Source organism: Phytobacter sp. V91 (assembly GCF_965644225.1).
Taxonomy (GTDB): Bacteria; Pseudomonadota; Gammaproteobacteria; order Enterobacterales; family Enterobacteriaceae; genus CBFFRJ01.
Window position 1 is genome coordinate 1 of the sequence record NZ_CBFFRJ010000151.1, and the last position, 11454, is coordinate 11454.

12 protein-coding genes are annotated in these 11454 nt (G+C 54.1%); 5 read left to right on the plus strand and 7 right to left on the minus strand.

The genetic code is table 11. The features are described 5' to 3' along the window. Positions 1–158: 158 nt before the first annotated feature. The 4 genes from ftsP to ACSZO4_RS22150 all read right to left on the minus strand — a co-directional run bounded on the left by ftsP (position 159) and on the right by ACSZO4_RS22150 (position 5326). On the minus strand, positions 159–1571 hold the full coding sequence (gene ftsP / locus ACSZO4_RS22135) for a cell division protein FtsP (protein WP_437891212.1): 1413 nt from the start codon (positions 1569–1571) through the stop codon (positions 159–161). 69 nt (positions 1572–1640) lie between these two features. Further along, positions 1641–2378, minus strand: coding sequence for a 1-acylglycerol-3-phosphate O-acyltransferase (locus ACSZO4_RS22140; protein WP_437891213.1), 738 nt, complete (start codon positions 2376–2378; stop codon positions 1641–1643). 174 nt (positions 2379–2552) lie between these two features. Beyond that, entirely contained in the window at positions 2553–4808 is a 2256-nt protein-coding gene (parC, locus tag ACSZO4_RS22145) for a DNA topoisomerase IV subunit A (RefSeq protein WP_437891214.1), read from the minus strand. A 119-nt stretch (positions 4809–4927) separates the two neighbouring features. Further along, on the minus strand, positions 4928–5326 hold the full coding sequence (locus ACSZO4_RS22150) for a YgiW/YdeI family stress tolerance OB fold protein (RefSeq protein WP_437891215.1): 399 nt from the start codon (positions 5324–5326) through the stop codon (positions 4928–4930). Between the two features lie 148 nt (positions 5327–5474). Between ACSZO4_RS22150 and qseB the strand changes: the two genes are divergently transcribed. The 5 genes from qseB (at position 5475) to ACSZO4_RS22175 (ending at position 9198) form a co-directional block, all read left to right on the plus strand. Beyond that, complete coding sequence (gene qseB / locus ACSZO4_RS22155; protein ID WP_437891216.1) at positions 5475–6134, plus strand: quorum sensing response regulator transcription factor QseB; 660 nt, start codon at positions 5475–5477, stop codon at positions 6132–6134. Further along, positions 6131–7480, plus strand: coding sequence for a quorum sensing histidine kinase QseC (gene qseC, locus ACSZO4_RS22160; RefSeq protein WP_437891217.1), 1350 nt, complete (start codon positions 6131–6133; stop codon positions 7478–7480). The genes qseB and qseC overlap by 4 nt, the downstream gene beginning before the upstream one ends. Before the next feature lie 108 nt (positions 7481–7588). After that, positions 7589–8170: an NAD(P)H-dependent oxidoreductase gene (locus ACSZO4_RS22165; RefSeq protein WP_437891218.1), complete on the plus strand. Its 582-nt coding sequence runs from the start codon at positions 7589–7591 to the stop codon at positions 8168–8170. A 30-nt stretch (positions 8171–8200) separates the two neighbouring features. Continuing rightward, the gene (locus ACSZO4_RS22170) at positions 8201–8515 is read left to right on the plus strand and encodes a putative quinol monooxygenase (RefSeq protein WP_437891219.1); all 315 of its coding nucleotides are present in this window, start codon (positions 8201–8203) and stop codon (positions 8513–8515) included. Between the two features lie 161 nt (positions 8516–8676). Then, positions 8677–9198 (plus strand): 1,2-dihydroxy-3-keto-5-methylthiopentene dioxygenase, encoded by a 522-nt coding sequence (locus ACSZO4_RS22175; protein ID WP_437891220.1) that lies wholly within the window; start codon positions 8677–8679, stop codon positions 9196–9198. Between the two features lie 65 nt (positions 9199–9263). Here ACSZO4_RS22175 and ACSZO4_RS22180 read toward each other — a convergent pair whose 3' ends face one another. The 3 genes from ACSZO4_RS22180 to uxuA form a co-directional block, all read right to left on the minus strand. Then, entirely contained in the window at positions 9264–9602 is a 339-nt protein-coding gene (locus ACSZO4_RS22180) for a DUF1869 domain-containing protein (protein WP_437891221.1), read from the minus strand. A gap of 10 nt (positions 9603–9612) precedes the next feature. Continuing rightward, positions 9613–9936 carry a DUF1971 domain-containing protein gene (locus ACSZO4_RS22185; RefSeq protein WP_437891223.1) on the minus strand — a complete coding sequence of 108 codons (324 nt, stop codon included), beginning with the start codon at positions 9934–9936 and terminating at the stop codon, positions 9613–9615. 195 nt (positions 9937–10131) lie between these two features. After that, on the minus strand, positions 10132–11196 hold the full coding sequence (uxuA, locus tag ACSZO4_RS22190; protein ID WP_437891222.1) for a mannonate dehydratase: 1065 nt from the start codon (positions 11194–11196) through the stop codon (positions 10132–10134). Positions 11197–11454 lie beyond the last annotated feature (258 nt).

The window sequence follows — 11454 nt, forward strand, 5'->3', positions numbered from 1 at the left end:
ACGCCATGGTGCGTGACAATACAAAATGGGCGGCAGGTTAGCTGCCGCCCATTGACTTTAAACACAGCTGCTCTCCCTGAGGGAGAGGGAACCGATGGAGCGGGCTGGAAGTCGGGTTTTCTCCCTCTCCCTTTTGGGAGAGGGCGGGGTGAGGGGGATTACGGCGCCGGGTTCACCAGCAACTGCCCTATTGTTCCCCTGTCGGCCATCTCCAGCGTCTGGCTACCGTACTGGAACGGGAAGTGGGGCCAGGAAGGTTGCCCGTAATAGACCAACAGCTCAACCTGCCCGTCCACCCAGACGGTGTCTTTCCAGCCACGGTCTTCCGCGAAAGGCATCGCGCCATTGACATTGCGTACCTGGAACATGACCCCTTCCATATGGAACGACTGCGGCATATCGGCACGCACCGTCCAGCGCTCCCAGGTGCCCTGCTGCGCGGTAATATCAATACGCTGTGGATCCCACAGCTGACCGTTAATGCCAGGATCGCTGCCCAGCGTAATATCACGGCTACGAATGGGCGTGCCGGTCATAATATCCCCCGGCAACAGACGCATCGGCAGAGTGTCCGTCACCAGCGGCAGTAGCCCGGTAGGACGCAGGGTCAGCACCAACGTGGAGATCAAAATGCTTGAAGGTTCAAAGAAACCGCGCAGGCGGTCGACAATACCTGCCGCTTCGCCGCAGGTCAGCGACACCTCATCACCATTGGTCATATCAACCAGAATTTCCCGCCGCTCGCCCGGCGCCAGCGCCAGCTGTTTTATTGATACCGGCACCGGCAAAAAACCCTGATCGCCGGAGATCACATGCAGCGCACGTCCGTCGCTCATCTGCAATTGATAGCGACGGGAGTTGGAGGCATTGAGCAGACGTAAACGCACCCAGCCACGGGAGACTTCAACATAGGGGCTTTGCGCGCCGTTGACCATCAGCGTGTCGCCCACAAAACCACCGCTGCCCGGTTCGCTGTATTCCGGCGTACCAAAGTTATCCAGTCGCTTGTCCTGAATAATGACCGGGAAATCGTCAACCCCATAGTGGTTAGGGATCGGCAGGGATTTACTGACCTCATCTTCCACCAGCCACATGCCCGCAAGACCATTATAAACCTGAGGCGCGGTGCGATTTGGCGTGTTGGCGTGGTACCACAGAGTCGCCGCACTCTGACGGATCGGCAGCACGGGAGCCCAGTCGTTATTGGTCGTCATCATTCTGGCAGCCCCGCCAATCAGCGGTCCGGGCACCTGCAAACCACTCACCGTCATGGCGACATTGTCTGCCAGCCGGTTGCTGTAGATCAGTTTGACGTCATCGCCGTTCCAGACGCGGATCGTCGGCCCAAGATAGCGACCGTTGATCCCCCAGACCTGGGCCCGGGTCCCGGTGGAAAATGACCAGTGCGTGCGCTGTAGCGTCAGAAATAACGGCTGCCCACGACGGGATTCCAGCAACGGGGGCACGGGCAGCGGGGGCTGCTGCCCTGCGGCATTCACCCTAAGCGGCATCGCGCTGGCACAGAGTGCGACTCCGGATGCCTGGATAAATTGACGCCGGCTGAGTGACATAGTTGCTCCGTGTGACACTGAATAAACTGCGCGGGAAGTCATTTCCCGGCAACATAAATCCTGAGGGAATTAAACCCGGCCCGTGGCTTCGCGTTCGGCGACTTCTTTATCTAACGCATCAATCTTCTTTGCCATCACATCATGGCAGTGGGCAGCCAGCTCACGGATCTGATCTTTACCGTAGCTGCTGGTATCGATTGGCGGCAACATCTCGACAATCACCAGGCCGTTTTTAATACGATTCAGATTAATTTTATTCGAGGTGGTGGAAACACAGACCGGAATAATTGGCACCCCCGCCGCAATCGCCGCATGGAACGCACCGGTTTTAAACGGCAACAAGCCGCGGCCACGGCTGCGGGTGCCTTCCGGGAACATCCAGACCGAGATGTTGCGTTTCTGAATATGTTTCACCACCTGCGCAATTGTGCCATGCGCTTTTGCACGGTTATTACGATCAATCAACAAATTACCTGTCAGCCAGTACAGCAGACCAAAAAAGGGAACCCACAGCAGGCTTTTCTTACCCACGGTCACGGTCGGCGGCTGCACAATGTTGGCGGCGGTCACCATATCGTAGTTGTTCTGGTGATTGGCGATGTAAATCGCCTTGCCGTAGCTGGAAAAATCCGCAGGCAGACGCTTTTCAACCTTCAGGCCAAACACCGGAGCCAGGCGACCAAACAGGTGGCCAAAAGTAGCAACATGCTTCGGGTTACGCGGGCTCGTTAAACAGTAAAGGCAGCCAAATACACAAACCAGAATGGAATAAATAACAACAATGATTGCGCGAATAATAAATAGCATAGCTACCTCGAAAACCCATCCTTTGTGCATTGAACATCACCATCAACACCGAAGGCCAGATCAGATGCAGGTCCGTAAAAGGACATATTGTTAATCGCAATTCTCGAATAAACAACGCTTTTACGGGAAAAGTTAGTCTTGCCCCCGCAGAACGAGGGGCAAGAGATGCACGAATTACTCTTCGCTGTTCCCTGCGGCACGAGCAGGCGCGTCGATCTCAACGCGATCAATACGTTGTAGCCCACGCATCAGGGTTCCACGGCGACCGCGCTCACCCTGCACTTTTTGCAGTTCTTCCGGACGCAGCTTAATTTTGCGCTTCCCGACATGAATAGTGAGCGTGCTTTGAGGCGGTAACAGATAGAGATGCGACAGCCCATCTTCCCCTTTCGCCGCTTCCGCAGATGGGATACCGATGATTTTGTTGCCTTTACCTTTGGAGAGCTGCGGCAAATCGCTGACCGGGAACATCAACATACGTCCGGCCTGAGTGATCGCCAGCAGCATATCGGTGTCATTTTCGATTTCCAGCGGCGGCATCACTCGTGAGTTATCTGGCAGGCTAATCAAGGTCTTACCGGCACGATTACGGGCAACCAGATCGCTGAAAGTACAGACGAAACCATAGCCGGCATCGCTCGCCATCAGCAGTTTCTGATCCTCGCTGGTCATCACCATATGTTCAACCATCGCCCCTGGCGGCAGCGTCAGTTTACCCGTCAGCGGTTCACCCTGACCACGGGCAGAAGGCAGCGTAATGGGGTCAACCGCGTAACTGCGCCCGGTTGAGTCAATAAACACCACCGGCTGGTTACTCTTCCCTTTGGAAGAGGCTTTCCAGCTGTCGCCCGATTTGAAACTGAGTCCCTGGGCATCAATATCGTGGCCTTTGGCGCTACGCACCCAGCCCATCTGCGACAACACGATGGTCACCGGCTCAGACGGCAGCATGTCATGCTCGTTCATCGCCTTCGCCTCTTCACGCTCGCGAAGCGGTGAGCGGCGGTCATCGCCAAAGGCATCGGCATCTGCCTGCAACTCTTTCTTCAGCAGGTTATTCATTTTGCGTTCGGAGGCGAGAATGCTCTGCAGCTGATCGCGCTCTTTCGCCAACTGGTCCTGCTCACCGCGAATTTTCATCTCTTCGAGTTTGGCGAGATGACGCAATTTCAGCTCAAGGATCGCTTCAGCCTGGGTTTCACTGATATCAAACCGCGACATCAATACCGGCTTCGGCTCATCCTCAGTGCGGATGATATGGATAACTTCGTCAATGTTGAGAAACGCCACCAGCAAACCTTCAAGGATATGCAGGCGTTTAAGCACTTTCTCCAGGCGATAGTTCAGACGGCGACGCACCGTGTCGCGACGAAACGCCAGCCACTCGGTGAGGATCTCCAGCAGATTTTTCACCGACGGGCGACCATCGAGACCGATCATATTAAGGTTAATGCGGTAGCTCTTTTCCAGATCGGTGGTGGCAAACAGGTGATTCATCACCGGTTCCATATCCACACGATTGGAACGCGGCACGATAACCAGGCGGGTCGGGTTTTCATGATCCGACTCGTCACGCAGGTCATCGACCATCGGTAATTTTTTATTGCGCATCTGCGCGGCTATTTGCTCCAGCACGCGTGCGCCGGAAACCTGATGCGGCAGTGCGGTTATCACCACCGCGCCATCTTCTTTCTTCCATACCGCACGCATACGTACGGAACCGCGACCGTTCTCGTAAATCTTACGGATCTCAGTACGCGGCGTGATGATCTCCGCTTCCGTCGGGTAGTCCGGGCCCTGAACAATATCCAGCAGTTGATCGAGGGTGGTCTTCGGCTGATCAATCAGGGCAATGGCCGCGCTGGCCACTTCGCGCACGTTGTGCGGAGGGATATCGGTCGCCATCCCAACCGCAATGCCGGTGGTGCCGTTAAGCAGAATATTGGGCAGACGCGCAGGCAGCATCTTCGGCTCCTGCATGGTGCCATCAAAGTTTGGCACCCAGTCCGCGGTTCCCTGGCCGAGCTCACCCAGCAGGATATCTGCGTATTTCGACAGGCGGGATTCGGTGTAACGCATGGCGGCAAAGGATTTCGGATCGTCCGGCGCCCCCCAGTTTCCCTGACCGTCCACCAGCGGGTAGCGGTAAGAGAACGGCTGCGCCATCAGCACCATCGCCTCATAACAGGCGCTGTCGCCGTGCGGATGGTATTTACCCAGTACATCGCCCACGGTACGGGCGGATTTTTTGAATTTGGCGCTGGCATTCAGCCCCAGCTCAGACATCGCGTACACGATACGACGCTGAACAGGTTTCAGGCCATCACCAATAAACGGCAACGCCCTGTCCATGATGACGTACATGGAGTAGTTTAAGTAGGCGTTTTCCGTGAATTCATGCAGCGCAAGGCGCTCTGCCATATCGCTCATTAATCGTGATTCCTCAACGTGTGCGCCCGCCTTTTCGGCGGCAATATTGCCGCAGATACTAACCTATCTGCGGCGAGGAGTCATAACTATGCGCGATTTTTTAGGCACCAGGGAAAAGGTTACTTGTCCACTTTGCTGACTTGCTTGACATCAATCTCGACAGAGTTCCAGTCTTTATCCACTTCCCCTTGAATTTCAATCAGGTCCTGTGGCCCAACCGTCAGTCCGTTCCAGCGTTTATGGTCGATATCAACATTGACCGTCCCGGTGGCATCTTTAAAGGTGTAAACGTCATCAGACAGGCGCTCCACGATATTACCTCGCAGGGTCACCCAGGCATCATCACGCATCGATTTTGCACCTTCAACCGTGGTTATTCCGCCGCCAGGGCCCGTGAATCCCCCACCCTGCGCGGTCGGTCCATTGAATCCACCGTTCTGCGTTGTATTGGCGTTAGCAGCAAATACAGGGGCTGAACACATCATAACGATAGCGGTAATAGCAATGAGTTTTTTCATCTTTTCTCTCCCTTGATCAGTTGATTTGTCACCATTAAACCCTGGAGTTCTTAACAACTTCTTAAGGCGCAAAAATAATTATTTGTACTGTACAACCTCCTTAAATTGCATGTTTACTGCCTGCTGGAGAAGGCAAACGGAGTTTCCTGTGCGCGTACTACTGATTGAAGACGACAAGCTGATTGGCGATGGCATCAAAGCCGGGTTGAGCAAACTGGGCTTCAGCCTCGACTGGTTCACCGAGGGGGTTGTGGGGAAAGAGGCGCTGTACAGCGCGCCCTACGATGTCGTGGTGCTGGATTTGACGCTGCCGGGCATGGACGGTCTGGATATTCTGCGCGAATGGCGCGACAAGGGCCATAGTGAACCCGTGCTGATCCTCACCGCTCGTGACGCGCTTAACCAGCGTATTGAAGGGTTGCGCCTCGGCGCGGACGACTATCTGTGTAAACCTTTCGCCCTGATTGAAGTTGCCGCCCGCCTGGAAGCCCTGGTGCGCCGGACGCATGGTCAGGCGCGCAGCGAACTGCGCCATGGGAAGGTTACCCTGGATCCGGTCAATCTCATCGCCACCCTTGCCGGTGAACCGCTTACCTTAAAGCCGAAAGAGTTCGCGTTACTGGAGCTGATGATGCGCAATGCAGACCGCGTCCTGCCGCGCAAACTGATCGAAGAGAAAATTTACAGCTGGGACGACGATGTCTCCAGCAATGCCGTTGAAGTCCATGTTCATCATCTTCGCCGTAAACTCGGCAGCGGGTTTATTCGCACCGTTCATGGCATCGGTTATACCCTGGGTGACACATGAGACTGCCAAAGATTACCAGCCTGCGCCTGCGCCTGACGCTGCTGTTTCTGCTGCTTTCCGCTGCGGCCTGGCTGGCGGCAAGCCTCGTCGCCTGGCAACAAACCAGCGATACGCTGGACGAACTCTTTGACACCCAACAAATGCTGTTCGCCAAACGGCTCAGCGCCATGAGCATTGATGAATTCCGCCAGGACATGCCTCCTCCGGTGCCGACGAAGAAAGTGAGGAAGGGGCACCTTGATGATGACGCGCTGGCCTTTGCGATTTTTTCCCTCGACGGCAAAAGAGTCCTGCACGACGGGCAAAACGGCGAGCAGATCCCGTGGAAATACCACCGCGACGGCTTTGAAAATGGCCGGTTGCTCGATGACGACGATGAGTGGCGTTTTTTGTGGCTCACCTCCGCAGACGGCACGCACCGGATTGCGGTGGGCCAGGAGTGGGATTATCGCAAAGAAATGGCGGTGGATATTATTCGCTCTCAGCTCACCCCCTGGCTGGTGGCGCTACCGCTGATGCTGGCATTGCTGGTGCTGTTGTTGAGCCTGGAGCTCCGACCTCTCAGGCGACTGGCACAAGCGCTGCACCTGCGGTCGCCGGACAGCGCCGAGCAGCTCAACAGCAACGGCGTACCGAATGAAGTCCGCCCATTGCTGGATGCGCTTAACCAGCTTTTTATCCGCACACAAAACATGATGGCGCGCGAGCGGCGTTTCACTTCCGATGCCGCTCATGAACTGCGTAGTCCGCTCACCGCGCTGAAAGTACAAACTGAGGTCGCTCAGCTGTCGCAGGACGATCCTGAAGCCCGCGACAAAGCGCTGCAACAGCTGCATAGCGGGATAGATCGCGCGTCCCGCCTGGTGGATCAACTGCTGACTCTGTCGCGTCTGGATTCGCTGGAGAGCCTTGACGATGTACAGCTCATCCCCCTTGAAGCGCTGCTGCAGTCGGCGGTCATGGATGCTTATCACCCGGCCCGCCAGGCGGGTGTTGAGCTCCGCCTGAACCTCAACGCAAAAGAGGCAAGGCTCCCCGGCCAGCCCCTGCTGCTTAGCCTGCTGGTGCGTAATTTAGTGGATAATGCCGTGCGCTACAGCCCGGCGGGTAGCGTGGTCAACGTGACGCTTAACGCCCGCAGCTTCAGCGTTAGCGATAATGGCCCCGGCATCAGTGAAGACGCCCTTGCCCGCATTGGCGAACGCTTTTATCGTCCTCCGGGGCAGAGTGAAATCGGCAGTGGTCTGGGCTTGTCCATCGTGAAACGTATTGCCCATATGCACCAGATGACGGCAACCTTTGCGCACAACGCTCCCCGTGGGTTTATCGCCGAGCTCCGCTGGTGAACATTATTGCTTAAAACGCAAAAGTCTTTGCACGTTTTGCCAGGTTCGTCACAGATGATATCAGGATAGAATTGTCGCCAATAACGTTTCGCTAAGGACACAATCCCGATGAGCAATATCCTGATTATCAATGGCGCCAAAAAATTTGCCCACTCCAATGGTCAACTCAACGATACCCTGACCTCCGTTGCCGAAAGCTTCCTGCGTGATGCCGGACATCAGGTAAAAACCGTTCGCACCGACGGTGAGTACGATATCAATGAAGAAGTACAGAATTTCCTGTGGGCCGATGTGGTGGTCTGGCAGATGCCTGGCTGGTGGATGGGCGCGCCCTGGACGGTGAAAAAATATATGGATGATGTCTTCACCGAAGGCCATGGCGCACTGTACGCCAGCGACGGTCGCACCCGTTCTGATGCCGCGAAAAAATACGGTTCCGGCGGTCTGATCCAGGGTAAAAAATATATGCTCTCCCTGACCTGGAATGCGCCGCTGGATGCCTTTGACGATCGGGACCAGTTCTTCCATGGCGTGGGGGTGGATGGCGTGTATCTGCCGTTCCACAAAGCCAACCAGTTCCTGGGAATGGAAGCCCTGCCGACCTTTATCGTCAACGATGTGATCAAAATGCCTGATGTGCCGCGTTATATCGCAGAATATCGCAAGCATCTCGGGGAGATTTTTGCTTAACTGGGAGGCTGGACTTAGAAGGAGTTTGCCATGTTAACAGTGATTGCTGAAATTCGTACCCGCCCAGGACAGCACCATCGCCAGGCGGTTCTTGAAAGATTTGCACAGATTATTCCTGTGGTGTTGCAGGAAGAAGGTTGCCATGGCTACGCGCCATGGGTCGACCACGCTGCAGGCGTGAGTTTCCAGACGTCTGCGCCGGACTCCATTGTGATGGTTGAGCAGTGGGAAACGGTCGCTCATCTGGAAGCGCACCTGGCAACACCGCATATGAAAGCCTGGAGCGAGGCGGTCAAAGGCAACGTGCTTGAAACCCATATTCGCATTCTGGAGCAGGGAGTTTAATTCTCCCCACCTCAACCCTCTCCTGCCGGAGGGGGTGAAAATACCTGGGCGGTCAACCTTAGGGTTAATAATCAATAGCAATATGATATGGGGAACCCGTCTTGCAATTATCCATATTAAATGAAAGGTTATCTCTTTCATTTAACAGGGGGTAAAAGAGAATGACCGCATTACATGTTTTTCAGCGCCCAGATACCAGCGAGCCCATTACATCCCTTACCGCTTTTGATGATATCAGCGCCTTTTTAGCCCAGGCGGGTATTGTGCTTGAACGCTGGGATATCAGCGGTGTGGATAAAGACAGCACCAGCGAACGTCTGTTGGCTCAGTTTCACGACCCAATCGAAGCATTAAAAAAACGCGAAGGCTATCAGTCAGCTGACGTTATCTCCCTGACGCCGGACCATAAAGACAGACTGGCGCTGCGGGAGAAATTCCTTCAGGAGCATACTCATAGCGAAGATGAAGTCCGCCTTTTTGTCCATGGCTCTGGGACGTTTTTCGTGCCTGTCGCAGACCAGGTGGTCAAACTGGAGTGCCATGCTGGCGATCTGCTCCGCGTTCCGGCAAACACCGCGCACTGGTTCGATGGCGGTGAATATCCTGATTTTGTCGCTATCCGTATTTTCACCAATCCACAGGGCTGGGTAGGTCATCTGACCGGTGGGGATACCTTTTACTGAATAAAACACCGCATGGCTGTCTGCGCGGCCATGCGATATGTTCAGGCGTTAAAGCGCCAGCAACGTTACCAGCCGCAGACGTTGGTCTCTTCGTCGGACTCGTAGCCACGCACAATATTAATCAAGTCTTTCACGGCATCGGCGGCAAAGGTCGGATCGTGCAGATCTGCCAACGTCAGCCTGTCCTTATCGACGGACACGCCGTTGTTGTTGTTGGTCACAGTCAGCACAAAGCCGTTTTCGCTTTCGCTGTTGTCCGCCAGTTGCGCCACCAGCTCAGCAACCGCGCCGACGGCAACATCCGGCACATACAGCGCCATCGGTTTCAACCAGATTTTTTCATGGGTTTTGCTACTGCTGCGGTGGGTTACCGCTAAGGTATAGCCCAGGTTTTCAGTGGTCATTTTATCTCCCTCAGCCTTCGATCAAAATTTTAGGATCAACCCAAAAATCAACGTTGAACACCGTATCGTCAGACAAGGCTTCAATACGGTGCCAGACCTCAGCCGGGAACACGCCAAACTGTCCGGCCTCGATGGTCAGCGTCTCGACAGGCTCCGGGCTGGTCTCATCGGCGTAGCCTAAGTAACGGATCGTCCCCTGCATCACGCTCAGGCGCGGGTAAACGCCCTGCCGCGTTCCCGCATCGAGATGACGCTGCCAGATAGAAGCTGGCGCGGTGTCATTTGTCCATAATGGCGTACTGCGGACGTGCACATAATTCGTTGGTATAACAATGCGTTGCGTGTTTCATCCTCGTAGGAATGTGTGTCGGAAGAAACGTTATATTGCATTCAAAATACTACTTTAAGTGCGCAATGTGAATGGCAAAAGGCACTTTACGACAAGAGGAGTAGAGAGGGGGTAGACAGGGATAAGTCATAAGTCAGAGGAAAATGCTGGCGAAAGTGTATCGCCAGCAGGATTAAGGGATTAGCGTTTCTGCAGTGCTTCCCAGAGGCCAAGCAGATAGGTCACGCCCAGAGCGCGGTCATATAATCCGTAGCCCGGACGGCCAGTTTCCCCCCAGATAAATCGGCCATGATCCGGGCGAATATAGCCATCAAAACCGTTGTCATGCAGCGCTTTCATGACCTGATACATGTCGAGCGAGCCATACTGTGACGGGTGCGCGCACTCATAGAAATCTTTGTCTTTGATAATCTTAATATTGCGGACATGAGCAAAATGAATGCGTTTACGACGGGTAAATTCCGCCAGGATCTCGTAGACGTTGTTATCAGGATCTTCAGCTATCGATCCGGTACAAAGCGTGATCCCATTGGCCTCTGAGTCCACCGCTTTGCAAAGCCAGTCGAGATCATCACGGTTTTTGACAACGCGGGGCAGGCCGAAAATAGAGTACGGCGGATCGTCCGGGTGGATCGCCATTTTGACACCCACTTCCTCACAGACCGGAATAACGGCTTTCAGGAAGTAAACCAGATTTGCCCTTAGCTTCTCGTCATCCACATCTTTATAGCTGGCAAACAGCGCCTGCACATGGGCCAGTCGCTCAGGCTCCCAGCCCGGCAGCGCAAAGCCATTGGAGTTACCGAGTACTTCGCTGACCACCTCTTCAAGGCTCTTGTCGATGCCTTTCTTTTCAAACGCCATGGTCAGCGAACCGTCCGGCAGAACATAGTTCATGTCGGTCTTCATCCAGTCAAAGACCGGCATAAAGTTGTAGCAGATGACTTTTACCCCGAAACGGGCAAGGTTGCGGATAGTTTGCTGATAGTTCTCAATATAGCGATCGCGGCTCGGCAGACCGATTTTGATGTCATCATGAATATTAACACTTTCAATGACTTCCATTTTCAGCCCGGCGGCATGGGCCTGCCCGACCAGCGCTTCAATCTTCTCGACCGGCCACACTTCACCGACAGGGACATCGTAAAGTGCGCCAACCACACCTTCCACATCCGGCACCTGACGGATGTATTCAAGAGAGACCTTGTCCTCTTTTGGGCCAAACCACCGCATTGTCATCTGCATACAACAACCTCGATTCTGATTTTTAATGACATCTACCATACTAGTAGTTAACACTATCTACAGTAAAACCCCGGGCCACATTAATCAATATCTTTTTGAAACAAATAAGCATCAGTAAATAATCTGAGATCAATGTTAATAATTAGTTAACTGGCACCAGGAATTTATTAAAAAGACGAAATATTAAGGAAGGTGCGATTTAATCGTCAGTTATGAGAACATAAGGCTTTCTTTGCCATAGATTTTTCACGATGCCCG